The sequence below is a fragment of the Halohasta sp. A2 genome (assembly GCF_056175805.1).
On the sequence record NZ_JAQFWV010000008.1, the window covers coordinates 40,567 to 67,260 of the forward strand.

Here is a 26,694-nt window from a genome sequence, read left to right on the forward strand (position 1 = left end):
TCGGACCTACATAAAATTTGGTTATTCCTCAACACGGTACTGGATGTGTCGACTGCGATCACTGGATTCGGTTATCACTGAACTACTGAGTCAATTGTTTGTGTCCTATCCACACAATAGACGGCTGGAAAACCAGCAATTGGTCACACTTAGTCGTCGAGTATGCTCACCCGACACCGACTCGACCGGCCGGTCGAGGCCTCTGTCAACGGCAATCGAAAACCACGTAAAAACAGCTCTATGCGTCGGTCGATTTTACTCGTCAGCCGAGTCGGCCTCAAGCAACGCTCGAAAGTCGACATCCGGGTCGCCGTACCGATCGCGGTTGTCGAGTGCGGCCAGCCCGCGGTCGGAGATCTCGTACAGCCCGCTGTTGGGTGCCGGTCCGACGCGCGAAACCAGTCTGTAGTCAGCCAGAATCGGGAGTCGCGTGTTGATGTAGGCCCGATTCTTGTCGATCATGTGGGCGATGTTCGCAGCGGTATTCCGCCGTCTATCCGAGAGGGCATCGAGGATATCGAAATCTGTCGGTTGGACCAGCCGCATCACTCCCTCTCAGTCCTAAGGTGTGTTATGTATGTCGATATTTACAATAGATATTGTGTTAGAATATACTAGCGGCATACACTATCCAGATGAACAATTAGTCAGTGTCGATCGCGTTCGATTGTGATTCTTCGGCCGTCAGCTGTTGTTTGAGCGCAGCGATCGCCGTATCAAGATCTTCGATGGCGCGCTCGTGACAGGTCCGTGCCTTCAGGAGTCGTCTCATGAGCTCATCAGTCGAAACCTCACAGTCGGTCGACATCGATAACACCTGCTGTTCCATAACGCGCATTGTCTGTTCATGCGAGTCAATTAACGACTTCAGCAAGATCCAATCGTGATTCTCTGTATCGGTCGGTAACGTGTCATTCCTCGAAAATTGGTTACCAGACATATGTCTTACTTGAATATTCAAGTACCTGAATATAAAGAGAAGGGATTGTAACAGATGTTTGGTCAAGCACAAAACTATTTGCTCATAAGCAATCAATCCACCAAATCGCCTTGATTCTATGTTGTGAGTTCCATAGACAATGAAAACAGCCATCATGCGTCCGCGACTGTCTATTCCACTTGAAACAAGTTTTGCAGGTCATTCAACGAAATAAGTACGACCACGAAAATCGACCAGATTGATTACGCAGCTCGGTCGACCAACGCGGCAGCTGCCTCGGAAGCCCGCTGTTTCACGGCGGCCTCATCGAGCGTCTGGACCTCGCGGTCTTTCATCAGCACCTCTCCATCGCAGATCGTGTGCCGCACGTCCGAGCCACGCACCGCGTAGGCGAGGTGGCTCACGTAGTCGTGGACCGGCGTGAGGTGCGGCCCGCTGAAGTCGACCACCGCGATGTCGGCGGTGCCACCAGCCTCGATTCGACCGACTGGGAGGCCGATTGCCTGTGCGCTGCCCTCGGTCGCCATTCTGACGGCTGACTCAGCGGCCACGTCGCGGGCGTCGCCGCGGGCGAGTTTGCCGATCATCGCTGCATCGCGGATTTCGTCGAACAGATCCAGATCGTTGTTCGAGGCCGCGCCGTCAGTTCCGAGGCCGACGTTTACCCCGGCGTCGAGCATCTCCTGGATCGGCGCGATTCCACTCGCCAATTTCATGTTCGAGGCCGGACAATGGATCACGCTTGCGCCCGTCTCGGCCAGCAGTTCGATCTCAGTCTCGTCGACGTGGACACAGTGGGCCAGAAAGTCGTCGTCGGTGAGCATTCCGAGGTCAGCGGCGTATTCGAGCGGGCGAACGCCGTGTTCGTCGACGATGGGGTCGACCTCGTGTTCGGTCTCATTGGCGTGGAAATGCAGCGGAATCCCTTTCTCGCGGGCTTTCGGGACGTACTCGTCGAGGTAGTCGGTCTCGACGGTTGTCAGCGAGTGGGGCATCAACGCGGTCGTGATCTGGCCGTCGGCAGCCCCGTCGAACCGAGTTGCCATGTCGAGGCCCTCTTGGGCATCCGCGTGGGCCTCCTTCTCGTCCTTCCCGATGCTTATAAATGCGTGACAGAGATTCGCCCGGAGGCCCGACTGCTCAGTGACAGCGGCGATCTCAGGAACTTCGAAGTAGCTGTCGGCGAAGCCCGTAATTCCGTGTTTGATGAACTCGACGAGGCCGAGTTCCGTTCCGACGCGAATGTCCTCGGGCGTGAGTTCGGCTTCGACCGGCCAGATGTCCTCCTGCAACCAGGCATCGAGCGGCTTGTCGTCGGCGTACCCCCGCAAGAGAGTCATCGCCACGTGGGTGTGGGCGTTGACGAGCCCCGGCATCACGAGACAGCCCGAGGCGTCCAGCGTTTCGTCGGCAGTCACGTCACCGACCTCGCGCACCTCACCAGCCGCGCGGTCGACCAGTACGTCGGCCGCTAGTACATCGAACTCGGGCGTCAGTACGTGGCCGCCCTCGATAGCAAATACGTCGTCCATACCGCGGGTTGGTGCGGTGGTGCCTTAATAAATCAGGATCGGTCACGAAGCCGGTCGATCCGCTGGCCAAGCGGTGGCTGGACCTCGAACCACGTCTGCCAACTCGCGGCTTCGGGCTCGACGCCACGGCGTGCGGCAGCCGTTTCGAAGGCCGTTGCAAGCGCGTCGGCTCCGACCCGTGCGGCCGCTGCACTGTCGGCGCGGAATTGGAGCCGTCGACCCACCCAGAAAAGCCCGACGGCCGCAATCGCGAGCAGAAACAGCCCGTCGGAAAACGAGACGAGACCGCCGAACATCCCCGTGGCGATTCCAATAATCGCCGCGGCGGCGACCGCCCGGTATTCGAGATACAAGTGCGAGCCACGGCTGCGTTCGGCCGTGACGAGCGCGCCGGCGAGTTCCGGATCGAGTTCGGAAAGCACGTACGCCGACAGCACGAGGGTCCGTCGACCCGGGAGGCCACGGATCGACACCTCGACCGATTCGTCAGTATCGACGATCCGCACGTTCTGGGAGCTGGGGTCGAAATCGGCGTCACCGTCGGCGGCGACCCGGTCGAGCCTTTTGCGTTCGGCCGTCGTGGGCCGTCGGGTCTCCCGAAGCGACAGCGCGACGAGCGGGGCGACGATTGCTCCGCCGAAAAAGAGGACAACGGCGACCGCGACGAACCAGATCGGGTCGACCGATAGCTGCAACACGAGTGCGGCGACAGGCAGCGAGAGGGTGGTCGGACCGAACATAGCCGAGAGGTGTCGGCGGGCGCGCAAATCGGTTCCGTTCTGGGTCTTCAATGTAGGGTGCGAGAACTCACGGAGGGAAAGACAGTTGGCTCCTGAGCCGAGAGACCCCCTATGCGCATTGCCGTACCCAACAAGGGGCGTCTACACGAGCCGACCGTGGAGCTACTCGAACGCGCGGGGCTCCACATCGAGAACGGAGCCGACCGCAAACTGTACGCCGAGACGGTCGACCCCGAGGTCACCATCCTCTTTGCTCGCGCGGCCGACATCCCTGAGTACGTCGCCGACGGTGCGGCCGACGTCGGCATTACGGGACTCGATCAGGTCCACGAGTCGGAAGTCGACCTTTCGGAACTGCTGGATCTCGCCTACGGTCGGTGTCGACTCGTGTTGGCGACGCCCGAAGACGGCGCAATCACCGAACCCGAACAGTTGGAGGGCAAGAAGGTCGCCACCGAGTTTCCCCGAATCACCGCACAGTACTTCCAGGCCAAAGGAATCGAAACCGAGATCATCGAGGTCAGCGGCGCAACCGAACTCACCCCCCACGTCGAGATGGCCGACGCCATCGTCGACATCACGTCGACGGGAACGACACTCGCGGTCAACCGCCTGGGCGTGATCGACGAGGTGCTGGCGAGTTCGGTGCGGTTGTTCGCCCGCGAGGACACCGCAGGCGACGAGAAGGTCGAACAGCTCGTGACGGCGCTCGAATCCGTGCTGGCGGCCAGCGGCAAGCGGTACCTGATGATGAACGTCGACGCCGAGAACCTCGAAGCCGTTCGGGACGTGATCCCGGGGCTCGCCGGGCCGACCGTGATGGACGTCGCCGGTAGCGACGACGTGGCCGTTCACGTGGTCGTCGACCAACAACAGGTGTTCGAGGTCATCAACGACCTCAAATCGGTGGGCGCAACCGGGATTCTCGTCACCGAGATCGAACGACTCGTCGAGTAATCATCCTCAAAACCGCAGTCGTCAGTTACGGCCATAGCTGTTTTCGGTCGTTTCGACGTCTCTGTCGTCCGTCGTAGCACCCTCTGGGTCGTCCGTCGACGCGTGCCGGAGGTCCGGCGTGCTCACTGCAGGGTCGATCGAGAGGGTTCCCGAGCGACGGTAACAGTAGACACCGATAGCGACCGCCGCGAGCACGATACCACCGACGCCAATCACCCCGGCCTCCGGACCGAACGGTCCACCCGACAGAAACTGTGGCCCACCGCTCGCAGTCGTGACGACCGAGACCGGCAGTTCGATCCCACTGACCGGCAGCCCGTAGACGAGCCCCTGAAACGCGTTCCACGTGATATGGATCCCGATCGGAATCGCCAGTTCGCCAGTATATAAATAGCCGCTCGCCAGCATCACACCGGCGGCCGAAATCGTGACCGTACTCAACAGGGTTGCGTTCGGGTTCGTCGCATGCAGGCCACCGAAAACCAGCGCCGAGACGAGCGTTGCGACGACCGCGGCAGTACGGGCCGAAATCCCATCGAACCACAGAAACCCTTCGGCGAGATTCGTCAGGAGATAGCCACGGACGAGCAGTTCCTCGTAGACGCCCACGACGACAAACACCGCCGCCAGCACGACCAGCACCGAGAGCGTGTCGGTTGAGACCCCCACCGATCGGATCGTATACCAGCCACTGGCGACGCCAGCCAGAAACACGACCGTCATCGCCCCCGCGCCGAGCGCGAGGCCGAACCCACAGTCGACCCACCACTGGCGGTCGAGCCGAAGGCCGTAGTCCGAGAGTCGACGCCGGTCGAGACTCAACGCCGTCACCGCGAGCATGGCCGAGATGACCAGCCCGACGACCGCGTTCAACACCAGTGGCTGTGTGGTCGGACCGAGGTCGGCGAGCAGGCCGAGGCCGACGGTTAGCTGCAGAACCTGCAGGCCGAGCAGCGTGGCAACCGAGACGAGAAACAACAGCACTGTCGCCAATAAAAGTCGCCACGGCGCACGGAGCCGGCGCTCCGAGCGGTTCCAGGCGAGCCACTGGAAACGTTCAATCATACCCCGTCGACCACCCACAGCCCCCTGTAACCCACGGTCGACCTGACGGTATTGAGCGGTCGGTTTAGCCAGGAATACTTACCACGAGCAGGAGTCCCCCGATCACCACAGTTCCGAGAATTACTGTGATAATGGTGTGGATTAGCGTGATGTAAGCGCTGGTTCGCCGCGGCTGGCCGTACAACAGGTGCACAGCGATGCCGTCGACCGCGAGTGCGACCACGATACCGATTCCCCCAGACACACCTAGCAGTTGGGTGAACATCGAGACGATTGCCGGACCCAGACCGACGCCGAGCGCCTTGCTGGGAGCGACGTCTCCGAGCACGTTACGCGCAGCGAGATGGGCCGTGATGGCGAGAAACAGTGCCAACAGCCCCACGGTTCCGATCACCGAGAGCGGACCGGGGGACGCTTGCAGAAGCGAGAACGTGGTCACCATACGAAACCTCCGGACTCGGGTGTGTCGAATCTATCGGTCGACCGCTAGGCCAGAAGTCCGAGTTCGTCGAGCCGCTCGGAGATGACGTCGACGGCGGCCTCGGCGTCGCTGGGCTGTTTGCCGCCCGTAATGACGAGTTTGCCCGAGCCGAACAGCAGCGCGACGACGTCGGGCTTGTCGAGCCGATAGACCAGTCCGGGGAACTGCTCGGGTTCGTACTCGATGTTTTCGAGCCCGAGGCCGATGGCGATCGCGTTGAGGTTGAGATCCGTCCCCAGGTCGGCGCTCGTCACGATGTTCTGGACGGTGATTTCGGGCTCTTCGTCGACCGGGATCTGGAGCTCACGAAGCTTCTCGAAGACGATTTCGAGGCTCTCGTGGACCGCGTCTGTCGAGTTCGCGCCGGTGCAGACGATCTTTCCCGACCGGAAGATCAGCGCGGCGGATTTCGGTGACTGGGTGCGGTAGACGAGCCCCGGAAACTGCTCGGGGTCGTAGTCGGCACCTTCGAGGTCCATCGCCACGCTCTGGAGATCGAGCTCCTGGCCGATCCCCGTCGAAGCAACCACGTTCTCGATGGATATCGTCGCTTTGGGATCATGCATTCGTATATGATCTAACGAAAGAGGGGTGTATAAATGTGATTCACAGTTGGTAGCGTCAGTCCGTTCTGAGGATCATGGCCGTATTCGAGGCGGTGACGACCGCACCCAGCACCGCGATGCCGACCGGCACGCCGACCGCGATCTCGCTTTCCGAGATCGACAGAAAGCCGAGAAAACAGACCACGAGCGCCCCCGATTTGAGCAGCGCGAAGCCGACCGGACTCGGCGTCTCCGACAACAGCGCGATCACCGCAGGATTCGCTTCGACGATCGAGGCCCGTCGGACCGCAACGACCGTGGTGACGTAGTCTCCGACGCCGTACAACAGGACGGCGACCACCCACCACTGGAGTTCGGTCGACGAGACATCCATACGAACGCGATGGTGCCATCCCGTATCAGTACGACCCGGTTAGTCATCGACAGCTACTGATTACTTCGTTCGGTCCGGGTGAACGAACGCCCAGAACCCAGAGACCGACACGCTGATAGCCACCATCACGTTCTGTCGACTGTGTACTGTCTGGAACTGGCTGGCGACGAGGACTCGTTTGCGGCCTGCGAGGCCGCCTCGGCCGCCTCCGCGGTTGAGGTCGTCGCCCCCGGCGTGGCGACCGCCCGCGGCATCGATCCAGAGCGCCTGGAGACGCTCGCCTACACCCACGCCGCCAGCGAACTTGTCGCCCGAACCGACCCCGAGATCGAGGCCGCCGCATTCGCGCTCGAAGCGGCCAGTTTCGACCGACGCGGCTCGGTCGCCGTTCGTGCTCGTGACGTGAGGAGTTCGACCGGCTGTAGCACCCGAGCGGCCGAAAGACGGCTCGGCTCCATCCTGGTCGACCGCGGCTTTACGGTCGACCTCGACGACCCCGACCACGAGCTTCGAGTCCTGTTTTCGGCGGGCAAAGTCGACGGCGAGCGGCGAGAGGTCTGTCTGTTGGGCTGGCTGGCCGCCGAAAGCAAACGGGATTACGGCAAGCGTCGACCCACCGACCGGCCCTTCTTTCAGCCGGGGAGCATGGCCCCACTCGACGCCCGTGCGCTCGTGAACATTGCGGGAGCCGGACCCGAAACGCGGCTGGTCGATCCGATGTGTGGGACCGGCGGCGTGTTGCTCGAAGCGGGGCTCGTTGGAAGCGAGGTGGTGGGTATCGACGCTCAGTGGAAGATGACTCGCGGCAGTAGCAAGAACCTAACCGCGCTACTTTCGGGCGAGTTCGAGATTCTACATGGCGATGCAACGGCGCTCCCGCTGGTCGACGACTCGGCCGACGGGGTCGTCTTCGATGCGCCCTACGGTCGACAGTCGAAGATCGCCCGCCACGACCTTGCGGATCTCGTTGGAGGCGCACTCAGTGAGGCCCACCGAATCGCCCCACGAGCGGTTGTGGTGGCCGATCGGTCGTGGGACGAGTTAGCGCGGGAGGCGGGCTGGAGCGTCGAACAGCGTTTTGAGCGGCGGGTCCACGGCACGCTCGTGCGGCACGTTCACGTGTTGTCGACCGATTGAACGGGAATCGCAGATCCCGCCCGTTTAAGCCGCCAGCCTGCCGATGGCCGATAATGGCGAATCAGGAACTTATTGCGGCACTGCGCGAGGCTGATGCGGTCCAGTACGGCGAGTTCGAACTCTCTCATGGCGGTACCAGCGACTACTACGTCGACAAATACCTCTTTGAAACGGACCCACACTGTCTCGAACTCATCGCCGAAGCCTTCGCCGAACAGGTCGACGAGCCGAAAATCGCCGGTGTGGCCCTTGGGGCGGTCCCACTCGTTGCAGTGACATCAGTCGAAGCCGGCTTGCCGTACGTCATCGCCCGGAAAAAGGCCAAGGAGTACGGCACGGCCAAACGAATCGAAGGTCGACTGGCCGAGAGCGAGGAGGTTGTGGTTCTCGAAGACATCGCAACGACCGGCAACTCGGCGATTGATGCAGTCGAAGCCCTGCGTGAGGCCGGTGCCGTGGTCAATCGTGTACTCGTGGTCGTCGACCGCGAGGAGGGCGCAACGGAACGACTTGCCGACCACGATCTCGAACTCGACGCTCTCGTGACCGCGAGTGAGCTGTTAGCGGACCGATAAGTAGCATATCGCTAACTCTTAGTAGTCAGTTGCTTCTTAGGCCGGGTCGACCCCTGACGGGTATTTCGATTCCGCAATCGCAAACGTGAGCGTGCTGAGCACGCCCAACAGTGTGCCAATCGTCAGCGCGAGCGCGAGATCCGGCAACGAAAGCGAGACGATGCCGTCGATGGTCGGAAGGAAAAACCCTGAGAGGCCATAGAGGACAATCGCGATAGCAGTCACATAGAACGGTGCGTTGAGGTACCGCCAGCGGAACCGGTCGGCGAGATACTCGTCGGTGACCTGCCCGAGGCTGCTGGTGATTCCTGCAGCGGCAAACCACTGGACCGAACCGTGAACGAACGCCGCAACGGTGGTGACGACCTCCATCGGCGTGGCGGTCGTCGAGTCGACCGTGTCGATCATCGAGACGCCCTGGACCCCGCCGACGACAACGAGCGCGAAGGCGACGATATAGGTGATGAGCGTCACGCGACCGGCGTACAGCCCGTTTCGGACGCGGTCGACCGAGCGATCGATCGAGTCCTCCAAGCCGAGTCCCCGAAACAGCGAGTAGAGCCCGACAAGCGCCGAGAGAAGTCCGAGAACGACCGCCCCAGCGAGATCGAACACGCCCGCGATCACCACGAGCGGGTAGATCAAGAGGAGAATCCCGAGCGGGACCAGAATCGTCCCGCGCGTTTCGGGGTCGGCGAGCACCTGCTTGATCGTGTAGTACATCGATTCGAGGTTCTGGGCCTGTCGGACGACCACACGGCGGACGCCGTCGATCGGCATCCGCGAGCGGATGACGGGGACAACCGACTCGTCCTGTGCGCCGTCGGTGATGATGATCACACGGATCTCCTCGCCGGTCTGGAGGCTCGCGAGTATGGTGTCGACCTCCTCGCCGACGGTCCGGTTCGCGCGGACGTCGTTGCCCTCGACGCCGGTAACGACGGCGACTTCGACCTCTTCGGTGCCCTCCTCGCGCAGGGCCTCGTACGTCGAGATCCCCTGGAACATGACGTTGACGTCGGAGTCTTCGGGATCGACCGTCGCGAGCGCAACCGCCGCCTCACGGACCGCCTCAACGCCGACGACCGGCGTCGACAGACCGGTCTTCCGACCAACGTCGTCGTCGAGGTCGACACAGAGGACGAGCAGCATTCATGTATTGGTAGGTGAGCAAACCGTTAAGACTTTTCTGGGCATCAGCCACGCCGAGACGGATGAGACAGGTGGATCTTGCTGCGTGGGGAGTTACGGAGAGCCGCTGGCCGGTGGCTCCTCGAGGCCGACCGGTGCGAACGTGATATCGTACTCGCCGTCGAGCGTCAACGTGAGCGCTTCGTCATCCTCGTCGACGTGAACGTCGCCAGCGTCGAGTTCGTCAGCCAACAACTCGCGCCACGCGTCTTCGGACAGTTTCGTCGGCACCGTCACGGTCACGTCGGATAGCGTTTCAGTTTCACTGATCCCGGGTTCGACGTCGACGGCGACTGTCTGTGGACCTGTTTCCGAGTACTCACGCTGTACTGCCGGAATGACCACCTCGTCGTCCGAAACAAGCTGTTGATTGTCGTCCTGCAGATAGCTCTCAGAGTCAGCATCCTCCGCGCCGCTATCGAGATAGACGACCGAGTACTCGTGACGGATCGGGAGTCCCGAGTCGAACTCGAAGTACGACGGCTCGTATGTCAGCAGACGCGTATGGAAATCATCCCCACTGAACTCATCGAAATCAGTGGTGTTGTCGTCACCAGTATCCTGGTCTTCGATCAGCACCGAGTTCCGTTCACCAGTGGCGATCTCACCGGTCGACGGCGGCGGGTTGAGTGCGACCAGCCGCGTCGGAAAACTGGTGCCCAGCCTCACCGTCGTCGACTGAGGGGTATTGGTCGTTCGTGCTTGAAAAATGGCGCTGCGAACGTCGAACATATCGTCTTGGGCGGTTTCGAAATGATCGACCTCAACGGCTGCGTTCTGCTCGGGGACGACAGTCGCCTGATACACCGACAACGAAATCACGACGAAACCGAACAACAGAATCGCACCGATCAGTGGGGCGACACCGCGCGAATCCGAACCGAATGCGACACCGGACCGTGACCGACTCATAGCACCGTGTGCACCAACCCGGTCCGCGCAGCGTATGTTCTCCCGAAAGACATTCTCAACTGAACGTATTCATAAAAATCAATAATAAATGTCAGTAGTTCATCGCAGACAGATGATGCAGGCCGTCGATTCGGACGCTTTTTGTGGCCACAGGTGGTAGTTGGCTCAACTGATGATCTCTAAAGGCTGTGAACAGTGCGCCAAAGGCGGAAAGATGGTCCTTTTCGTCTACGGTTACTGCGACCAACGGGACTGTTTCTACTGCCCACTTGGAGAAAACCGCAAGAACGTCACCGATGTCTACGCCAACGAGCGTCTCGTCGAAGAGGACGAAGACGTCATCGGCGAGGCCAACCGGATGGATGCTCTCGGCACGTCGATTACCGGCGGCGAGCCACAGGAGGCGATGAACAAAACGTGTCGCTACCTCAGGCTCTTGAAAGACGAGTTCGGTGAGGATCACCACACCCACCTGTACACCGGCATTACCGGTGGCCGCGAGAACATGCGTCGACTCTCGGAGGCGGGTCTCGACGAGATTCGGTTCCATCCACCCTACGAACAGTGGGGCGACCTCCACGGCACTGAGTGGGAGGAAATCCTCTATATTGCCCGGGAAGAAGGTCTCACACCAGCGTTCGAGATTCCCGGCATTCGCGCCGAAACGGAGTTCCTCGACTTCCTCGACGAGGGAGCGGCCGAGTTTTGCAATATCAACGAGTTCGAGATGAGCGACGGGAACTTCCGCCGAATGAAAGAGCAAGGGTATGAACTTCAAGAGGGCCACATGTCCGCCGTAGAGGGCTCGAAGGAGGCCATTCTCGACGAGATGGGCGACCACGAGCGCGTGTATTTCTGTACCAGCGTGTTCAAGGACGCCGCCCAGCACCGCAACCGGCTCAAGCGGATGGCCCGGATCATTCGCCGGGAGTTCGACGAGATCACCGACGACGGCACGCTCGTCTACGGCAAGACGTGGGAATCCGAGGTTCGACTCGAAGAACTCGGCGTTCCCGAGGAGTTCTACACCGTCAAACCCGATCACGTCGAACTTGCGTGGTGGCTCCTCGAAGAGATGATCGAGGAAGGCGACGTAAGCGAGGGCGAGATCGTTGAGCAGTATCCGACCGTCGACGGGACGGTTGTCGAGCGAACGCCGCTGGCATAATCTGTTTTTAAATTAGCTCGATGTTACCGAGGCGGTAGCGGCGCGGTAGTCACCAGTTACTGAGCCGTGACGAGCGACCATTGGGAGCGAAGAAGGTTTTAGTCCAGGTTTTGCCGAGAGAGCGAACGGAGTAAGCGACCGCAGGGCAAAACGTGGGCTTAGAAGCCGAAGACGGGGACGAACTTGAAGACGAGATACGCACCGAGCGTTGAGATGATCGGAACGACGTTCTGCATCACGATCACGCGAGCGGTCGTCGACGGGTTGAACAGATCGGCGGTCGTCGGGATGTCTTCGGGCTTTTCCTCGCCGATCGGCGGCAGTGGCTCACCTTCGGTGTCGGCGGCGAGCGAACCGACCGACATCCGCGTCTCGCCGGCTTTTTCGGAGATATCTGCCCGGGAAGCACGCATCGTTCGGGTTGCCCGACCCCAGCCGAGGCCGATAATCGACATCGTCGCGATCACGACGAAACTCGCCGGAATGCCGATCGCCGAGAGGCTGACGACGAGCGTTGCACTCACCGTCGCAACGATGATCGCGGCGGTCAGCGGCAGCGAGGTGATGTCACTGCCGAGCGTATCGAGCGTCCGGCGCGCGATCGTAAACGCACCGATCGCGACCGCGAGACAGGCGATGATGATTCCGGGGTTCATCTCCAGGGCTCCGCTTCCGACCAGCGGGGCGATCGCGTTTGCCACGTTACTCGTCCCGGAGCTAAAGGCCATGATACAGCCGATCGCGACGACGATCACGGTTCCGACGAGTTCGCGTGGAGTCGTCCCGGGGCCGAGACCGATCGCCGGAACCGTCGACGAGCGGTCGACGGTCAGCAGCGGCCCCTCGCTTTGGGCGAGCGCGATCCGGCGGTTGAGCGTCGCATAAAAGTAGCGACCGATTACCGCCGAAATCCAAAAGCCGATAACCGGCGCGACGAGCCACCACGAGACGATCTCGCCCATGACAGCCCAGTTGAGCGAGTCGCTAGCGAGGCCAAGGCCAGCAATTGCACCGACCGCGGTCATCGACGTCGACGCCGGAACGCCAAAGACGTTGCCGACGAACAGCGCGAGGCCGATAAAGAACAGCACCGTAATACTCGCCGGCAGCGTGAAGATCCCCGGATCAGTCACGAGTTCGGTGCCGAGGGTGTCGACGACGCGTCGGCCGATCGTCCATGCGCCAATAAAGAAGAAGACGCTCATGAGTCCGGCCGCGACGGTTTTCGAGAGCGTGCCAGCACCGACCGCTGGACCGAACGCCGGGCCGGTTGTTGCGCCACCGATATTGTACCCGACGAAAATCGCTACGACCACACCAATAATCAACAGTACATCGACCACAGTGGCTGCCTCTTTTTCCCGGCAGCGGTTAAGTCGTCGGGTGTCGGCCGCGCGGCGAGCGGCGAGGTTTTTGGGTGTGGGTCGACGAGTCGCCGTATGCAGACGCTTTCGGAAAAACGGGTGTTCGGCACGAAGGTTTCGAGGACCGAGGTGTTCGTTGCCAGCGACACCGGACTGGTCGAAGTGTTGGTCTCGGCCGACCAGATTGGCGAGTTCAGCCTGGCCCACCGCGGGCCGGTGACCGCAGTCGCGGTCGACGATCGTGGCGTCCTGATCGGTACCGACGAGGACGTCCTGTACAGTGAGATGGCCGAAAACACTGGCCAGGACCAGCATACTCACTCGCCAGCGGTTTCGACAATGGCGGCCCAGGCGTTCGGTGAACCCGTTGCGGTTGGCTGGGGGCCTGCAGGGCCGATCGCCGCCGATTCCAGTGGGGCCGTATTCGAATGCAGCGAGTGGTCAGTCGACGAAGTCGAGGCCGAGGGCGATGCAGAGACCGAAGCCAATCACTCCGGGGCGAGGTGGACCAAACTGGGCGAGACAGCGGGCGTACGGGCGGTCGACGCCGGACTCGTTGCGGCAGCCGATGGCGTCTACCGATGCGCTGACGAGGGGTTGGCCCACGTGGGACTCGACGACGTGCGGGACGTCACGGCTCACGGAGCGCCGCTGGCAGCGACTGCCACGGGGTTGTTCCGGCTGGCCAACGGCTGGGTATCGGTTCACGAGAACCCCGTCGACCGGGTCGCCAGCGACGGTCATGGTCACACCCACGCGATAGACGGACACGGCGGAGTGATTCGCTCGACTGACTCGACCGACCCAACAGTGTCGACCGAACGATGGACCCAGACCGACCTCCCGGTCGATTCGCCAGCGGTCGACGTCGCCTACGGCAGCGGGATCGTTGCCGTAGTTACCGAGGATGGAGCGCTCTGTGTCGACGCTGGCGACGGCTGGCGACACCAGTTGCTAGGTGCCCGTGGCGTTCACGAACTCGCGGTTGGAGCGCCGAGGTCGGCCGAGTAGTCGACCTGCGTGTCCAGTATACGCGCGCACACCGAAACCGGGTTTAGGTGGGACGGAAAAGGGGCGGGTATGCCCACGATCATTCCGGGGTCGAGTTCGCAGGCGCTGGCGGCCGCGCTCGCGACCGAACTCGACGCGACGCTGACGGTACCGACCTACGACCGCTTTCCCGACGGCGAGACGATGGCATCGGTCCCCGAGTTCGACGAAAGCGAGGCGATTATCGTGGCGTCGACGGCGACCAACGACGCCCACATCGAACTGCTTCAGCTACAGGATGCGGTCGGCGAGGTCGGTGCCGACGAGATCACCACCGTCATTCCGTATCTGGGGTATGCCCGCCAGGACAAGGCGTTCACACACGGCCAGCCGATTTCGGTACGGGCGACCGCGAAAGCCATCAGCACCGGAACCGACCGGGTGTTCCTGATCGAACCACACGAGCCGGATGTAGCGGAGTTTTTCACCGTTCCCACTGCGTCGATCGACGCTGCCGATCTGCTGGCCAACGCGCTCACTACGCTCCAGGATCCGCTGTTCGTGGCCCCTGACGAGGGGGCGATCGAGCTCGCGAAAACGATGCGGGACGCCTACGACGAGGGAACGGTCGACTACTTCGAAAAGGAACGCGACTACGAGACCGGCGAGATCGAACTCACGCCGAGCGATGCACCGGTCGAGGGGCGAGACGTGGTCGTGGTCGACGACATCATTGCGACCGGCGGGACGATGAGCGGCGCGATCGGCGTGCTCACCAATCAAGGAGCCGAGCGGGTCTATGCGGTCTGCGTGCATCCGGTGTTAGCCGGAAGCGCGCTCACGAAGCTCTCGGCGGCGGGCGTCGAGCGCGTGATCGGCACCGACACGCTCGAACGCGCGGTGAGCGACGTGAGCGTCGCACCGGCGGTCGCTACTCGGCTCGCTGAGCAACAAGACGTTTGAGTCGCGGAAGCAGTTCGGTGAGCCCCATCGCGTACAGGCCGAAGTAGAACGCGACACCACCGAGAACACACAGCCAAAGCCCGAGTGCGAGTTCGCCGGCGGTCACCGCGTCGAACGCGAGCAGTTCGATCCGAACCCCGAGCGTCGAAAGGAGGCTGGTTCCGATCGCGAGCGCCACGATTTCACCGAGCGCCGAAAGCAGTTCGAACGGGATTTTTATCATCACCGGCCTGTGGATCGTGACCGAATGTGAGCGTTTCGTTCCTCTCGTGAGGGCGAATCCGGAACGAATTTGTGCGTCTCGTAGCTACCCGGAAATATGGCCGGACAATACGGAGATGTCGACTACTCACGTGTCGTCAAAACAGGTGTTGCGATCGGCGGCCTCCTGGTTGTTCTCGGGGTGGGCGGCGAGATCGGCGGTCACCTCCTGATGAGCGACCTGTCGGCGAGCGTAGATATGGTATTTACCGCCATGGAGTTCGGCGGCTTCATCGTCGCCATGATCGCCGTCTTCGTGTTCGGGATCGCCCTGCCGCTGACTGAGTAGTGGTCGACTGTCTCCAGTAGTAACGTATTCACAGCGACCCCGAAATCGTCACCAACGTTCTTTATCTGCGCCGTAAAAGAGCTGGTATGGCAGCGAAAACGATCTTCGAGAAGATCAGAGACCGAGAGATTTCGGCCCGAATTGTCCACGAAACCGAGTCGACGCTCGCCTTTCTCGACGCCCACCCCTTGGCAGCGGGCCACACACTTGTCGTTCCCAAAGAACCGTACGAACGGCTCCAAGACCTGCCGGCAGCGCTCTCGGCTGACCTGTTCGAGACGGTCCACGGACTCACGCCAACCATTGAGACCGCCGTCGACGCCGACGCGTCGACGATCGGCATCAACAACGGCGAGGCCGCCGGTCAGGAGGTCCCACACGTCCACGTCCACATCATCCCGCGGTTCGAGGGCGATGACAGCGGCCCGATCCACGCAATCGCACTCGACTCGCCGGAAATGTCGGAGAATGAACTCGACGAGATCGCCGATTCGATCCGACAAACCTGATCGAATCGGCGAACCATACTCTTTGTCACCCGATCGTATATAAAATCCGTACAAGCTCGAAATATTGTTAATTATCTAACTTTTATAGTTGTCACTGATTATTAACTAATATAGAGAGTATGCCCTCCGTGAAAGCCGGCTGCCCCGACTGTGGCAGCGATGTCTACACTGATTCGAACGAACAAGTATGTGAAAACTGTGGGCTCGTCGTCGACGCCGACCGTCTCGACCGTGGCCCGGAATGGCGGTCGTTTGCCGACGACGAGACGAATCCCAAACGCACCGGCTCGCCGCTGACGGTCGCACGACACGATCACGGGCTGTCGACCGAGATCGGCTATACGGCGAATCTGAGTGCGGCCAAACGTCGATAGTTCGCCCGACTCCGACGACAGCACAACCGGGCTCGCATTTCGGGCAAACGCGAACGGAATCAGATTCACGCCTTTACACGAATCAAACACATCGTCAGCAACAACGCGCTGCCCACACAGGTCAGAGATCACGCCTGTTCGCTGTTTCGTTCAGCACAGCGCGAGGACCTTCTTCGGGGGCGATCGATCGAGGGCTTCGTCGCCGCTAGTTTGTATGCTGCCTGTCGGATCGAGTCTATCTCACGGACGATCGACGAGATAACTGAGGTGTCCCACAGCAGTCGCGAGGAGTTCCAGTCGGCGTACGACGCGCTCAATCGAGATCTCGGACTGCCGATCGAACCCACCCATCCACGAGAGTACCTTCCACGCTATGCAAACCAGCTCGGGCTGTCGGCCAATGTGGAGCGCCGCGCCTACGAGCTGGTCGAACAGGCCGATCACGAGGGCATACTCAACGGTCGGAATCCGAACGGCGTCGCGGCTGCCTGTCTGTATACGGCCGCGAAAGAAAACGACACGAGCCTCACACAGCAGGAGGCCGCGTCGGTTGCATCCGTGACACCGGTAACGCTGCGAACGACGTATCAGGAACTCGATCCCTGAGCCGTTCGCGAGCCGAGACGAGCCGACCACAGTTGGAGACCAGAGCCGACACGAACCGCATCTGAAGTCCGATCGACGGACCCACCCCACGAAACGGACGCGTCGACAGGTCTCGGAGGGGCTCCACAGGCCATGGGAGTCAGTTCGAACCCCAGAGGGGCCGGAACACTCCCACTATCACCTGCTCACACCGAGGTAAAAAGTACACACCTGATATTCATCTGAAAAAAGCTACAGGTTCAGCCGCCAGTCTCGGTAGGACCTCGAACCGTGACGAAAACCACGCTTATAGCGTCTCCTCAGGCACAATGTAGACGGTAGTCCCGTGTTTCAACACCGGGACGGTCGACGTATCAGGATCGAAGTATTGCGGTCGACTGACTGTTTTGGCTTCGTACGTTTCGGGATCGAGAATCTGGACGGCGTGGTCGTCTTCGACGGTGACGACCGTGGTGTCGACCGCCTCGTCGACGCGACCGAGTTTCGTGACCTCTGGGGTGGTTCCCTCGTCGTAGCTGGCTTCGTAGCGCTCGCCGGTCAACAGGCGTTCGCCTTTGAGATTGCCGTGGGCGCTCGTAACGACCACTGGCCCGTCGCCGTCCTCCGGGTCGATCACGTCGCCGGGGGTGTACTTCGGGAGACGAGCGACAAAGGTGACGCGGTAGACCTCGTTGCCGTCTCGGTCCTCGGTGACCAGCGTCGGGTGGTCGTGGACCGTCCCACCGAAGCGGTCGGTGATCCGGGTGGCGACCGCCTGGCCGAGTTTATTCGTCGACAGCTTGATGTTCGGGCCAGCCTCGTTGCTCCGATCGACAGAGGTGATAAACGCCTCGCGATCGCCGTCGGCTTCACGGGCAGCGACGTAGGATTCGGCGATCTCGATGGCCTCGCTGGCTTCGTTGGGGCGAACCGGGCGGTCTTCGGCGCGGATCTGGAGAATACTGGCGAAATAGCCGCCAGCGATCCGGCCACACCGATCACAGACCTCCTTTGAGATGCGGACCGGAACCGTCCGCTGCTCGTGGATCGGTGTACCTCGAACAACGCCCGAAAACGTACAGTGCATGCGGATCGTCGTCTCGTCGACCTGTTCGGGCTCGACGCCCCACTCGATCCCCTCGGCGTTGACGTGGACCGACAGCGCCTCGCTCACAGCCTCGATGGCGACGTCGGTGTAGTCGACCGCCCCCAGGTCGACCCAACGGTTGCCGCGGTGGACCGCACCACACCGCCCACAGACGGTTACCTGCACGCGGTCGGGAACGTCGATCAGCTCGAACTCGTCGAAATAACAGGCGTCGCAGAGAACCGCGTCCGCATCCCGGCGCTCGCCGGGTCGCGGCTCAGCCCGGTCGGCGACCGGATCGCCACACCGGGGACAGAAATCACGTGACTCGCTCATAGGCGCTGTATGGCCGTCGACCGCTTAAATACCGCGACACGAGACCGAGGAGTCGCGAAGGGTCAGTCGACACCATCGTCGAGGAGTGCGATCGCTTCGGCATCGCTCACCTGACCGAACGACCGGTAGTGCGTGCCGACGGCCTGGAACACCCGGGGTTCGTCGACGATCACCACCTGGTCGGCCTCGTTGCCCAGTTCAGTGCGCGCCGAGGCGGGTGCGACCGGCACGGCGAGAATCACCTCCGCAGCGTCGGTGGCTTGCAACTGACGAAGACAGGCACGGGCGGTCGCACCGGTCGCGATACCGTCGTCGACCAACACGACGCGCTCGCCCGCGACGTCGGGCAGCGGCTCGCCACCGCGGTAGTCGGCGACCTTTTGGCGGGCGACGGCGGCCTCGCGCTCGCGCTCGCGTTGTATGTACGCGTCGTCGACCCGAAGCTGGTCGGCCAGTTCGTCGTTGAGCCAGTAGCTGCCGTCGGCGGCGACTGCGCCGATCGCCAACTCGGGGTTTGAGGGCGCACCGAGTTTGCTGGCGACGACCACATCGAGGGGTGCGCCGAGTCGGTCGGCGACCACCCGGCCGACCGGGAGTCCGCCACGAGGGATCGCACAGACAAGGTCCGCCTCGATGCCCAGCTCAACGAGACGGTTGGCGAGCCGCTGGCCGGCGTGGGTACGGTCGATAAATGCCATGGGAATTCCTCACACGACGTTCGACCTGCAGACGCAAATAGCTCAGGACCGGACAGTCGATCGGTAACACTCGCCACTTGGCAACGTCGGTAGGGTTTAACGGATTGAACCGCTATGTATTGGTATGAACTGGTCGACCGATTGGGGACTGCGTGGTCGGATGGGACTGACGATGTTCCTGCTTTTTGCGCTCTACATCGTGTTCGTGGGAATACTCATCCAGTACGGCATTGGACTGATTGGCGTCGTCGTCATGATGGGAGCGTTCTCGTTCGTCCAATACTTTTTCAGCGACAAAATGGCGCTCTACAGCATGGGCGCGCGGGTCGTCGACGAAAGCGACGCCCCCGAGCTCCACCGTACCGTCGAGCGGCTCTGCCAGCAGGCTGACCTGCCCAAACCACAAATCGCGATTTCGGATTCACGCGTGCCGAACGCGTTTGCGACCGGCCGGAACCAAAAGAACGCGACGGTTGCCGTGACGAGCGGCCTGATGCGCACGCTGAACCAAGAGGAGTTGGAGGGCGTGCTCGCCCACGAGTTGGCCCACATCAAAAACCGCGACGTGATGGTGATGACGATCGCCTCGTTTTTGTCGACGCTCGCGTTCATCGTCGTTCGGTGGGGCTGGCTGTTCAGCGGCGACGGCCGGAACCAAGCGCCGGTGTACGTCGCGATTTTGGCCTCGCTGGTCGTCTGGGTGATTTCCTTTTTCCTCATTCGGGCGCTCAGCCGCTACCGCGAATACTCCGCCGACCGCGGGGCCGCGTCGATCACCGGTAACCCGGCTGCACTCGCCTCGGCGCTGATGTCGATCAGCGGGCGGATGGACAGCGTCCCCAACGAGGACCTCCGGGATCAAGCCGAGATGAACGCCTTTTTCATTATCCCGATCCGCTCGGGATTCATCGGCAAAATCGCCAGCACCCACCCGCCGACCGAGAAACGAATCGAGAAACTCCGCGAACTCGAACGGCAGCAAGAACTGGCCTGAGCAGGTAGCCGAAATCAGGCTTCGAGAATTTCGTCGTCGGATTCTTCAGGGACCGCAATCGTTCCGTCGACCGTGGTAACCGCCCGGCCGCCGACGTGGACCTGCGTTCGACCCACACTGTCGACGTCGACACGCGCGTGAACCACGCCCGGCCGGCCGAGAAAATGACCTTGTTCGAACTGCAACTCGTCGACGGGCTCGTCGAACGCCGCATTGCCGACCGTATTTAAATACGCCGCACAGGCCCCGCTCGCTGTGCCCGTGACGGGGTCCTCGTCGACACCAACCGATGGCGCGAAAAACCGACCGTGGACTGTCGAATCGGCCGACAGGGTGTCGAACGTAAACACGTAGATGCCAGCCACGTCGAACTCCTCGGAAAGCCGCTCAATCGCACTCAAATCCGGGTTGAGTCCGCCGAGCGACTCAAGGAAGTTGATCGGAACGATCAACACCGGCAAACCGGCCGAAGCCCGCGCGACCGGTAACTCAGCGCCCACGTCCTGCAGAGTTGCCTCGTCGGCACCGAGGACGTCGGCCAACCGGCTATAACCCAGCTCGCACTCGTCGACCGTCGGCGACTCCTGGGTCATCCAGACGGTACCGTCGGCTTCGATCTCGATTTCGAGAAGGCCGACAGCGGTTTCGAGGCTGTGACTCCCGGCGTCGACGACCCCCGTCTCGTAGAGCAACGCGTGAGTAGCAATCGTGGCATGACCACACAGTTGGACCTCCTGTGTGGGTGTGAAAAACCGAAGCTGTCGGTCGGCGGTTTCGGATGTCGAGACGAACGCGGTCTCGCTCACCGCGAGTTCGCGGGCGATCGCCTGTCGTTGAGCGTCCGAAAGCTCCGAAGCGTCCGGAATCACACCCGCAGCGTTGCCCGTCAGCGGCTCGGTCGTAAAGGCGTCGACGAGCGCCATCGGTCGCGTTGACATGCACCGACAGAACACCTGTCGCATCAAAAGGATTCCGTGCACTGGACGGTAGTCACTGCCTACGAATCAGTAGTTACCACCTACGATACGATATTCACCAGCTACTCCGGATCGAACATCCCGGTCGACACGTACCGTTCGCCGCTGTCCCAAAAGACCGTTATCACGAGCGGGTCGTCGGCTTTCGCGGCGACGAGGCGCTCGGCAACGCGTTTGGCCGCGAGATTCGACGCGCCGCTGGACTGGCCGACGAAGATCCCCTCCTCGCGGGCGAGGCGTCGACACTCGGCTTCGGCCTCGGGCGCCGAGACGATCTCGACCGAATCGAGTAGGTCGGTGTCGAGGTTCGGACTGATAAAGCCGGGACCCATCCCCTGGAAACTGTCGCCGGTCGGCTCTTTGCCCGAGAGAACGGCTGAATCGTCGGGTTCGACGGCAACAATCTCCATTTCGGGGAACGCCTCGCGGAGTCGTCGACCGATGCCGGTGATCGTGCCGCCGGTGCCGACGCCCGCGACGACCGCGTCGACCGTCCGGTCGCCGACCTGGTCGAGAATCTCCGGTCCGGTCGTCTCGTAGTGTGCCGTGGGGTTGGCAGTGTTCTCGAACTGGCGGAGTTGGACGTAGCCCGCCTCGGCTTCGAGTTCGTCGGCTCGGTCTTTGGCCGCCGAGATGTCGCCGTCGACGAGTTCGAGCTCCGCGCCGTAGGCTCGCATGATCGCGCGTCGCTCGGGTGATTTCGAGGCTGGCATCACGATCTGGACATCGTAGCCCTTTGCTGCCCCAACCATGGCGATCCCGATTCCCGTGTTGCCGCTTGTCGGTTCGACGATGGTGTCGCCGGGCGACAACAGCCCCTCGTTTTCGGCGATTTCGATCATCCAGAGCGCGGGCCGATCCTTGGCCGACCCACCCGGATTGCGGGATTCGAGTTTGGCCGCGATCGTCGACCCTTCGGGCGCGTCGACTTCGACCAGCGGCGAGCCGATCGTATCGAGAATGCTTCGGTCCATTATCTGTCGTTTGGCGACCAGGGCCTAAACGACTGACGGAGCCCGTAGGATGCGAGAACCGACGAGCGAGAACAGAGGGGGGCGAGAGCCGGGGAGGTTTTAGTGATCGCTGGCGAAGCGACGGTATGGAACTACAGACGATGCAGCCGAACACCGAGTGGGAGCCAGCGGGCTACGAGGAGTCGATCGCGGCGCTCGGTGGGGGCGACTACACGTTTCACGTCTGGGGTGGCGACTGGTGTATCGACTGTCAGGAACAGCTGCCGGATTTCGGTGCGGCGCTCAAATCGGCAGGCGTCGACCCCACGACCGTTCACCACTACCCGGTCGAGAAAAACGAGGACGGCTCGAAATCGGGCCCCAAGGTCGACGAGTACGGAATCGAGTACATCCCGACCGTAGTCGTCGAAGACGATGGTGAGGAAGTCGCCCGCTTCGTCGAATCCGAAACGCCCCCGATCGCAGCGTATCTGGGCAAAGAACTCCAGGCTCCCGAGGAACACTGAAAGCATGAGAAAAACAGAGGTTCGTCAAGCGATGGTTCGTCATCCGGTGGATCTGCGGTAGCCGTCCGAGAGCGTTCCAGACAAACGATAGCCTTGGCATACACGGGAAAGAACAGTACCCCGTGTTCGTTTTGAACGGATGTTCCAGTCCAGAGAGGAGTGCTTCGAGAACTGGCACTATTCAAGTAATCGACATGGAACCGCATATGGAAAACTGAGATGCAGTCACAGTATGATGTGGCAGAAACGGTGTTGAGCCGAATGTGTCACATACAAATCAGCTGATCGCATCTCGTAACTCGTCGACTGCACGCTTGATGTGACTCCAGACTCGGACAGCTGGCCCGATTTAACGGGTGGAAGACTCACCAGTGTAACTGATACGGAATTTACATACAAAGTCAACCTCGCAGTCGCCGGTGCTCGGGCGTACATGACGATCGCATATATCATATAGGACTCGTTGATTACATCCCCGACAACCGCTGTGAGGGTTCGGGAGACAAAACGTTCGGCCGACGTACTGTGTCAGCGAGCAGTTACACGCTACCGTGCGGGGATTTCACGGCCAGTTGCCGCCCTGCGTGTAGGCGTCGACCACGCGCTGGATGGCGACGACGTACGCCGCCGTTCGCAACGAGGGTGCATCGGTCGACTCGTAACAGTCGACGAGCCCGTCGAACGCTTCGGTGATCACCCGTTCGAGTTCGTCGTTGACCCGGGATTCGATCCACGAAAAGCGCTGGCGGTTCTGGACCCACTCGAAGTACGAGACCGTCACCCCGCCGGCGTTGGCCAGTATATCCGGGACGACGTGGACGCCCTTCTCAGTGAGAACCTGACCAGCCTTCGGCGTAATCGGCCCGTTTGCAGCCTCGACGATGACGTCCGCCTGTACCTCGTCGGCGAGCGATTCGTCGACCGCGTTTTCGAGCGCCGCCGGAATTAACAGGTCGACATCCAGCGTCAGTAGCTCCTCAGTACTTATATACTCGGCCGCCTCGTGGTCGGTGACCGAACCGGTTTCGCGTTTCGTCCGAGCGACCGCATCGGTGTCGAGACCCTCCGGATCGTAAATCCCACCGCCCGAGTCCGACACCGCAACCACGGTGGCTCCCGCATCGCCGATAAGCCGAGCGGCGACCGAGCCGGCGTTACCGTAGCCTTGGACGGCGACGGTCGCATCCGCGAGTTCACTGTCGAGCCACGCGAACACCTCTCGGGAGGCAAGCATCACCGACCGACCGGTGGCCTCGACGCGGCCCGCCGACCCACCCGACGACATCGCTTTGCCGGTGATGACACCCGGAGCGGTCGTCCGTTCGAGGGTCTCGTAGGTGTCTTTGATCCAGTTCATCTCGCGCTGGCCGGTGTTGACGTCCGGAGCGGGAATGTCGCGATCCTCGCCGATCAACGGCCGGAGTTCGACCGCAAACGCCCGTGTCAGCCGTTCGAGTTCGGCTTCACTATACTGCTTGGGGTCGACGTTGATCCCCCCTTTGGCCCCGCCGTAGGGGATGTCGACCACGGCGCATTTATAAACCATCCAGCCCGACAGCGCCATTACTTCGTCGCGACTGACGCTGGGATGGTAGCGAATCCCGCCCTTGTACGGCCCGCGGTCGCCGTTGAACTGCGAGCGGAAGGCCCGAAACAGTTCGATCGAACCGTCGTCGAGTTCGACCGACAGCGTGGTTTCGAGCACGCGTTCGGGGTGTTTCAGCCGTTCGAGCACGTCAAGGCGGACGTCAACGTACTCGCTGGCGGCGTCGAGTTGTTGCTGAAGGCTTTCGAACGGGTTGGCGTGGTCAGCCATACCTAACGTCTCAGGCCGTGGGCGTGTTAACCCTACTGCACCATTTATGTTAGATGAGAATTAGTCGATCGCTACCGCCCCGGTCGACCGGTGTAGACAGAGGCTACTGCCGGACTCATCGAGAGCGTTCGAGCCAAGGGGTGTGGTCAGCGGTTGGTCGTGAGCCACTCGAGCGCGGGTTCGAGCTCGGTTTGCGGCGGCGAGCAGCTGAACGACTCGCACGCATAGACTGTCGGCTCGCCGTCGACCGCCTCGCGGCCAGCCCACACCGGCGGAGCCTCGTCGAAACCGAGCTGGTCGAGCCACGCGTCAAGGCCTTCCTCGGTCGGCGGGCGCTGGGCAACCACGACACCGGAGAGGAACCGGTCGGCCAGCGTCTCGCGCCAGTCGGCTGGAAGCTCGTCGGCTGCGATCGTGAGCTCTACGCCACCGTTGGCGTAGCGGTCAGCAGCGAGCGTCAACGACACGTGCTGGAGCGGATTTCCGCGAATCCGGTTGCCGTGAGTTTCGAGGACCGCTCGGGCGATCTCGGTGTAATCGACGTCGGGGACGAACCCATCGAGAACGACCAACAGATCGGTCGCCACGCCGAGACTAGAGGGCGTCGACCGGTCGTCCAGCTCCTGTGGCCGGGCCACTAACTGCTCGCCGTGCTGGGGCGTGAAGTAGATCGTCCCCTCGTCGGCGTCCCAGAACTCGTCGACGATGGTTTCGGCCAGCGAGAGTGCGAACTGGAGGTGGTCGACGTCGCCTGTGACCTGGTAGGTGTCGAAAGCGCCGCGTGCGAGGAAAGCGTAATCCTCCAGATAGCCATCGCCTTTGGCGTCACCATCGATATACCGGCGGGTGAGTCGGCCGCTCTCCGCGTCCCACAACTGATCGGCAACGAACGAGAGCGCCGCCGTCGCCCCTTCGACATAATCGGAATCGAGTACCCGGGCGGCCCGCGCGTACGCGGAGACCATCATGCCGTTCCAGCCAGCGAGGATCTTCTCGTCGCGCGGTGGTCGGGTTCGGTTCTCGCGGGCGTCGGCCAGCGTTCGTTCGGCCTCGGCGAGTCGGCGTTCGACATCGTCGACCGAGATTCCGTGCTCGTCGGCGAGCGTCTCGACGGGCTCGGAGATGTTGAGGACTGTCGTTCCGTGTTCGAAGTTGCTCGACTGGGTGACGCCGTATCGGTCGCAGAACAGTTCGGCGTTTTTGTCGTCAAGCAGGTCGTGAACCTGCGAGGGAGTCCAGACGTAGAACGTCCCCTCCTCGTCGCCGCTTCGGGCGTCGAGCGTGCTGAAAAAGCCACCCTCAGGGTGGGTGAGCTCGCGGTCGACGAACGTTAGGGTCTCGCTAACCACGTCTGCGTAGTGATCGTGGCCGGTGAGCTGGTGGGCCGCCAAATACAGCGGCGGGAGCGCGGCGTTGTCGTACAACATCTTCTCGAAGTGGGGGACGGTCCACTGGCGGTCGACCGCATACCGGTGGAATCCGCCGCCGAGCTGGTCGTAGATGCCACCGGTCGCCATCGCGTCGAGCGTGGTGGTGGCGACGTCCAGCGCGTCGGTGGTGCCGCTGCGAGCGTAGGCCCGCAACAGGAGGTCGATCCGACCGGGCTGGGGGAACTTCGGGCCGTCGGAGCCGAAACCGCCGTACTCGCGGTCGGCCGACCGAAGGGCCGCCCGCACGGCGTCGTCGAGTTCGTCGCTGCCGGGCGTCTCGCCCGGCTCATCGGGTGTCGACTCCAGTTGGTCGCGTGCGCCGTCGGTCCACTGCTTGGCGCGCTGTTTCATCTCGGCACGCTGGTCGGGGTCGGCCCACGAGTCGGCGATCCTGTCGAGCAGGTCGGCGAACCCAGGCATCTGGCCCCGCGACTCGGGCGGAAAGTAGGTACCGATGTAGAACGGTTTCCCGTCGGGAGTCAGCCACGCCGACAGCGGCCAGCCGCCCTGACCAGTGACGAGCTGGCAGACGGTCATATAAATACTGTCGAGGTCGGGTCGTTCCTCGCGGTCGACCTTGATCGGGACGAAGTTCTCGTTGAGCCGCTCGGCGATCTCCTCGTCTTCGAAGCTCTCTTCTTCCATCACGTGACACCAGTGGCACGCCGAGTAGCCGATCGACAGGAAGATCGGTTTGTTCTGCTCGCGGGCGGCTTCGAGGGCGGTCTCGTCCCACGGTTGCCAGTTGACTGGGTTGCCGTCGTGCTGGCGGAGATACGGACTGGCTTCGCCGTCCAGTCGGTTACGGTCGAGAGGGTCGCTCATACGTAGAACATGGGCCTGCGAGACGCAAAAAAGATCCGTGTCGACGCCCCGGTTTCGAGATTGATTTCGGGTTCGTTGG

Annotated in this window: 28 protein-coding genes and 1 pseudogene; 11 read left to right on the plus strand and 18 right to left on the minus strand. The window is 61.8% G+C overall.

What is annotated here, in order from left to right:
- Positions 1–255: 255 nt before the first annotated feature.
- The 4 genes from O2S87_RS04165 to O2S87_RS04180 all read right to left on the minus strand — a co-directional run bounded on the left by O2S87_RS04165 (position 256) and on the right by O2S87_RS04180 (position 3,212).
- Complete coding sequence (locus O2S87_RS04165; RefSeq protein WP_475407542.1) at positions 256–546, minus strand: ArsR family transcriptional regulator; 291 nt, start codon at positions 544–546, stop codon at positions 256–258.
- A 97-nt stretch (positions 547–643) separates the two neighbouring features.
- The gene (locus O2S87_RS04170; RefSeq protein ID WP_475407543.1) at positions 644–1,096 is read right to left on the minus strand and encodes a DUF8103 family protein; all 453 of its coding nucleotides are present in this window, start codon (positions 1,094–1,096) and stop codon (positions 644–646) included.
- 86 nt (positions 1,097–1,182) lie between these two features.
- Complete coding sequence (locus tag O2S87_RS04175; protein WP_475407544.1) at positions 1,183–2,472, minus strand: amidohydrolase; 1,290 nt, start codon at positions 2,470–2,472, stop codon at positions 1,183–1,185.
- A gap of 32 nt (positions 2,473–2,504) precedes the next feature.
- Positions 2,505–3,212 carry a peptidase gene (locus tag O2S87_RS04180; RefSeq protein ID WP_475407545.1) on the minus strand — a complete coding sequence of 236 codons (708 nt, stop codon included), beginning with the start codon at positions 3,210–3,212 and terminating at the stop codon, positions 2,505–2,507.
- A gap of 111 nt (positions 3,213–3,323) precedes the next feature.
- Here O2S87_RS04180 and hisG point away from each other — a divergent pair, with 111 nt between their 5' ends.
- A complete protein-coding gene (hisG, locus tag O2S87_RS04185) occupies positions 3,324–4,169 on the plus strand; it encodes an ATP phosphoribosyltransferase (protein WP_475407546.1) in 846 nt (281 codons plus the stop codon).
- A gap of 21 nt (positions 4,170–4,190) precedes the next feature.
- Here the strand turns inward: hisG and O2S87_RS04190 are convergent, their stop codons facing one another.
- The 4 genes from O2S87_RS04190 to O2S87_RS04205 all read right to left on the minus strand — a co-directional run bounded on the left by O2S87_RS04190 (position 4,191) and on the right by O2S87_RS04205 (position 6,654).
- Positions 4,191–5,234 (minus strand): lysostaphin resistance A-like protein, encoded by a 1,044-nt coding sequence (locus O2S87_RS04190; RefSeq protein WP_475407547.1) that lies wholly within the window; start codon positions 5,232–5,234, stop codon positions 4,191–4,193.
- A gap of 64 nt (positions 5,235–5,298) precedes the next feature.
- Entirely contained in the window at positions 5,299–5,676 is a 378-nt protein-coding gene (locus tag O2S87_RS04195) for a DUF7473 family protein (protein WP_475407548.1), read from the minus strand.
- A 44-nt stretch (positions 5,677–5,720) separates the two neighbouring features.
- Positions 5,721–6,281, minus strand: coding sequence for a TATA-box-binding protein (locus O2S87_RS04200; protein WP_475407549.1), 561 nt, complete (start codon positions 6,279–6,281; stop codon positions 5,721–5,723).
- A gap of 55 nt (positions 6,282–6,336) precedes the next feature.
- A complete protein-coding gene (locus O2S87_RS04205) occupies positions 6,337–6,654 on the minus strand; it encodes a DUF5658 family protein (protein WP_475407550.1) in 318 nt (105 codons plus the stop codon).
- 150 nt (positions 6,655–6,804) lie between these two features.
- Here O2S87_RS04205 and O2S87_RS04210 point away from each other — a divergent pair, with 150 nt between their 5' ends.
- Together O2S87_RS04210 and pyrE are read left to right on the plus strand one after the other, a co-directional pair.
- A complete protein-coding gene (locus O2S87_RS04210; protein ID WP_475407584.1) occupies positions 6,805–7,791 on the plus strand; it encodes a methyltransferase domain-containing protein in 987 nt (328 codons plus the stop codon).
- Positions 7,792–7,844: 53 nt separating this feature from the next.
- On the plus strand, positions 7,845–8,366 hold the full coding sequence (gene pyrE / locus O2S87_RS04215) for an orotate phosphoribosyltransferase (protein WP_475407551.1): 522 nt from the start codon (positions 7,845–7,847) through the stop codon (positions 8,364–8,366).
- Between the two features lie 36 nt (positions 8,367–8,402).
- On the opposite strand, the gene O2S87_RS04220 is transcribed toward pyrE, so the two are convergent.
- Together O2S87_RS04220 and O2S87_RS04225 are read right to left on the minus strand one after the other, a co-directional pair.
- Positions 8,403–9,518, minus strand: coding sequence for a DUF373 family protein (locus O2S87_RS04220; RefSeq protein WP_475407552.1), 1,116 nt, complete (start codon positions 9,516–9,518; stop codon positions 8,403–8,405).
- A 93-nt stretch (positions 9,519–9,611) separates the two neighbouring features.
- Entirely contained in the window at positions 9,612–10,469 is an 858-nt protein-coding gene (locus O2S87_RS04225) for a hypothetical protein (protein WP_475407553.1), read from the minus strand.
- Positions 10,470–10,641: 172 nt separating this feature from the next.
- Here O2S87_RS04225 and O2S87_RS04230 point away from each other — a divergent pair, with 172 nt between their 5' ends.
- Positions 10,642–11,637, plus strand: coding sequence for a radical SAM protein (locus tag O2S87_RS04230; RefSeq protein ID WP_475407554.1), 996 nt, complete (start codon positions 10,642–10,644; stop codon positions 11,635–11,637).
- A 158-nt stretch (positions 11,638–11,795) separates the two neighbouring features.
- Here O2S87_RS04230 and O2S87_RS04235 read toward each other — a convergent pair whose 3' ends face one another.
- On the minus strand, positions 11,796–12,980 hold the full coding sequence (locus tag O2S87_RS04235) for an inorganic phosphate transporter (RefSeq protein WP_475407555.1): 1,185 nt from the start codon (positions 12,978–12,980) through the stop codon (positions 11,796–11,798).
- Between the two features lie 96 nt (positions 12,981–13,076).
- On the opposite strand from O2S87_RS04235, the gene O2S87_RS04240 reads away from it, so the two are divergent.
- Positions 13,077–14,012 carry an HVO_0234 family beta-propeller protein gene (locus tag O2S87_RS04240; protein ID WP_475407556.1) on the plus strand — a complete coding sequence of 312 codons (936 nt, stop codon included), beginning with the start codon at positions 13,077–13,079 and terminating at the stop codon, positions 14,010–14,012.
- 69 nt (positions 14,013–14,081) lie between these two features.
- Positions 14,082–14,954 carry a ribose-phosphate diphosphokinase gene (locus O2S87_RS04245; protein ID WP_475407557.1) on the plus strand — a complete coding sequence of 291 codons (873 nt, stop codon included), beginning with the start codon at positions 14,082–14,084 and terminating at the stop codon, positions 14,952–14,954.
- On the opposite strand, the gene O2S87_RS04250 is transcribed toward O2S87_RS04245, so the two are convergent.
- Positions 14,923–15,177 carry a DUF8151 family protein gene (locus O2S87_RS04250; RefSeq protein WP_475407558.1) on the minus strand — a complete coding sequence of 85 codons (255 nt, stop codon included), beginning with the start codon at positions 15,175–15,177 and terminating at the stop codon, positions 14,923–14,925. The genes O2S87_RS04245 and O2S87_RS04250 overlap by 32 nt on opposite strands.
- A 96-nt stretch (positions 15,178–15,273) precedes the next feature.
- Here O2S87_RS04250 and O2S87_RS04255 point away from each other — a divergent pair, with 96 nt between their 5' ends.
- From O2S87_RS04255 to O2S87_RS04265, 3 genes and pseudogenes are all read left to right on the plus strand, one after another.
- Positions 15,274–15,504: a DUF7860 family protein gene (locus O2S87_RS04255; RefSeq protein ID WP_475407559.1), complete on the plus strand. Its 231-nt coding sequence runs from the start codon at positions 15,274–15,276 to the stop codon at positions 15,502–15,504.
- 86 nt (positions 15,505–15,590) lie between these two features.
- A complete protein-coding gene (locus O2S87_RS04260) occupies positions 15,591–16,013 on the plus strand; it encodes an HIT family protein (RefSeq protein ID WP_475407560.1) in 423 nt (140 codons plus the stop codon).
- A gap of 119 nt (positions 16,014–16,132) precedes the next feature.
- Positions 16,133–16,993 (plus strand): annotated as a pseudogene (locus O2S87_RS04265) (transcription initiation factor IIB).
- Between the two features lie 286 nt (positions 16,994–17,279).
- Here O2S87_RS04265 and O2S87_RS04270 read toward each other — a convergent pair.
- Together O2S87_RS04270 and O2S87_RS04275 are read right to left on the minus strand one after the other, a co-directional pair.
- Positions 17,280–18,395, minus strand: a complete 1,116-nt coding sequence (locus O2S87_RS04270) for a 60S ribosomal export protein NMD3 (protein ID WP_475407561.1) — start codon at positions 18,393–18,395, stop codon at positions 17,280–17,282.
- Between the two features lie 62 nt (positions 18,396–18,457).
- Positions 18,458–19,093 carry a phosphoribosyltransferase gene (locus tag O2S87_RS04275; protein WP_475407562.1) on the minus strand — a complete coding sequence of 212 codons (636 nt, stop codon included), beginning with the start codon at positions 19,091–19,093 and terminating at the stop codon, positions 18,458–18,460.
- A 124-nt stretch (positions 19,094–19,217) separates the two neighbouring features.
- On the opposite strand from O2S87_RS04275, the gene htpX reads away from it, so the two are divergent.
- On the plus strand, positions 19,218–20,087 hold the full coding sequence (gene htpX / locus O2S87_RS04280; RefSeq protein WP_475407563.1) for a zinc metalloprotease HtpX: 870 nt from the start codon (positions 19,218–19,220) through the stop codon (positions 20,085–20,087).
- Between the two features lie 14 nt (positions 20,088–20,101).
- On the opposite strand, the gene O2S87_RS04285 is transcribed toward htpX, so the two are convergent.
- Together O2S87_RS04285 and O2S87_RS04290 are read right to left on the minus strand one after the other, a co-directional pair.
- A complete protein-coding gene (locus O2S87_RS04285; RefSeq protein WP_475407564.1) occupies positions 20,102–21,025 on the minus strand; it encodes a PhzF family phenazine biosynthesis protein in 924 nt (307 codons plus the stop codon).
- Positions 21,026–21,126: 101 nt separating this feature from the next.
- Entirely contained in the window at positions 21,127–22,038 is a 912-nt protein-coding gene (locus tag O2S87_RS04290) for a PLP-dependent cysteine synthase family protein (RefSeq protein WP_475407565.1), read from the minus strand.
- A gap of 125 nt (positions 22,039–22,163) precedes the next feature.
- Here O2S87_RS04290 and O2S87_RS04295 point away from each other — a divergent pair, with 125 nt between their 5' ends.
- The gene (locus tag O2S87_RS04295; RefSeq protein ID WP_475407566.1) at positions 22,164–22,544 is read left to right on the plus strand and encodes a thioredoxin family protein; all 381 of its coding nucleotides are present in this window, start codon (positions 22,164–22,166) and stop codon (positions 22,542–22,544) included.
- A 562-nt stretch (positions 22,545–23,106) separates the two neighbouring features.
- Here O2S87_RS04295 and O2S87_RS04300 read toward each other — a convergent pair.
- The gene (locus O2S87_RS04300; protein WP_475407567.1) at positions 23,107–24,360 is read right to left on the minus strand and encodes a Glu/Leu/Phe/Val family dehydrogenase; all 1,254 of its coding nucleotides are present in this window, start codon (positions 24,358–24,360) and stop codon (positions 23,107–23,109) included.
- 146 nt (positions 24,361–24,506) lie between these two features.
- Complete coding sequence (locus O2S87_RS04305) at positions 24,507–26,615, minus strand: thioredoxin domain-containing protein (RefSeq protein WP_475407568.1); 2,109 nt, start codon at positions 26,613–26,615, stop codon at positions 24,507–24,509.
- Positions 26,616–26,694 lie beyond the last annotated feature (79 nt).

Bases quoted from the DNA above. Each gene is read 5' to 3' on its own strand.
- O2S87_RS04165 (WP_475407542.1), bottom strand. From the start codon at position 546: ATGCGGCTGGTCCAACCGACAGATTTCGATATCCTCGATGCCCTCTCG.
- O2S87_RS04170 (WP_475407543.1), bottom strand. From the start codon at position 1,096: ATGATGGCTGTTTTCATTGTCTATGGAACTCACAACATAGAATCAAGG.
- O2S87_RS04175 (WP_475407544.1), bottom strand. From the start codon at position 2,472: ATGGACGACGTATTTGCTATCGAGGGCGGCCACGTACTGACGCCCGAG.
- O2S87_RS04180 (WP_475407545.1), bottom strand. From the start codon at position 3,212: ATGTTCGGTCCGACCACCCTCTCGCTGCCTGTCGCCGCACTCGTGTTG.
- hisG (WP_475407546.1), top strand. From the start codon at position 3,324: ATGCGCATTGCCGTACCCAACAAGGGGCGTCTACACGAGCCGACCGTG.
- O2S87_RS04190 (WP_475407547.1), bottom strand. From the start codon at position 5,234: ATGATTGAACGTTTCCAGTGGCTCGCCTGGAACCGCTCGGAGCGCCGG.
- O2S87_RS04195 (WP_475407548.1), bottom strand. From the start codon at position 5,676: ATGGTGACCACGTTCTCGCTTCTGCAAGCGTCCCCCGGTCCGCTCTCG.
- O2S87_RS04200 (WP_475407549.1), bottom strand. From the start codon at position 6,281: ATGCATGATCCCAAAGCGACGATATCCATCGAGAACGTGGTTGCTTCG.
- O2S87_RS04205 (WP_475407550.1), bottom strand. From the start codon at position 6,654: ATGGATGTCTCGTCGACCGAACTCCAGTGGTGGGTGGTCGCCGTCCTG.
- pyrE (WP_475407551.1), top strand. From the start codon at position 7,845: ATGGCGAATCAGGAACTTATTGCGGCACTGCGCGAGGCTGATGCGGTC.
- O2S87_RS04220 (WP_475407552.1), bottom strand. From the start codon at position 9,518: ATGCTGCTCGTCCTCTGTGTCGACCTCGACGACGACGTTGGTCGGAAG.
- O2S87_RS04225 (WP_475407553.1), bottom strand. From the start codon at position 10,469: ATGAGTCGGTCACGGTCCGGTGTCGCATTCGGTTCGGATTCGCGCGGT.
- O2S87_RS04230 (WP_475407554.1), top strand. From the start codon at position 10,642: ATGATCTCTAAAGGCTGTGAACAGTGCGCCAAAGGCGGAAAGATGGTC.
- O2S87_RS04240 (WP_475407556.1), top strand. From the start codon at position 13,077: ATGCAGACGCTTTCGGAAAAACGGGTGTTCGGCACGAAGGTTTCGAGG.
- O2S87_RS04245 (WP_475407557.1), top strand. From the start codon at position 14,082: ATGCCCACGATCATTCCGGGGTCGAGTTCGCAGGCGCTGGCGGCCGCG.
- O2S87_RS04250 (WP_475407558.1), bottom strand. From the start codon at position 15,177: ATGATAAAAATCCCGTTCGAACTGCTTTCGGCGCTCGGTGAAATCGTG.
- O2S87_RS04255 (WP_475407559.1), top strand. From the start codon at position 15,274: ATGGCCGGACAATACGGAGATGTCGACTACTCACGTGTCGTCAAAACA.
- O2S87_RS04260 (WP_475407560.1), top strand. From the start codon at position 15,591: ATGGCAGCGAAAACGATCTTCGAGAAGATCAGAGACCGAGAGATTTCG.
- O2S87_RS04270 (WP_475407561.1), bottom strand. From the start codon at position 18,395: ATGAGCGAGTCACGTGATTTCTGTCCCCGGTGTGGCGATCCGGTCGCC.
- O2S87_RS04275 (WP_475407562.1), bottom strand. From the start codon at position 19,093: ATGGCATTTATCGACCGTACCCACGCCGGCCAGCGGCTCGCCAACCGT.
- htpX (WP_475407563.1), top strand. From the start codon at position 19,218: ATGAACTGGTCGACCGATTGGGGACTGCGTGGTCGGATGGGACTGACG.
- O2S87_RS04285 (WP_475407564.1), bottom strand. From the start codon at position 21,025: ATGTCAACGCGACCGATGGCGCTCGTCGACGCCTTTACGACCGAGCCG.
- O2S87_RS04290 (WP_475407565.1), bottom strand. From the start codon at position 22,038: ATGGACCGAAGCATTCTCGATACGATCGGCTCGCCGCTGGTCGAAGTC.
- O2S87_RS04295 (WP_475407566.1), top strand. From the start codon at position 22,164: ATGGAACTACAGACGATGCAGCCGAACACCGAGTGGGAGCCAGCGGGC.
- O2S87_RS04300 (WP_475407567.1), bottom strand. From the start codon at position 24,360: ATGGCTGACCACGCCAACCCGTTCGAAAGCCTTCAGCAACAACTCGAC.
- O2S87_RS04305 (WP_475407568.1), bottom strand. From the start codon at position 26,615: ATGAGCGACCCTCTCGACCGTAACCGACTGGACGGCGAAGCCAGTCCG.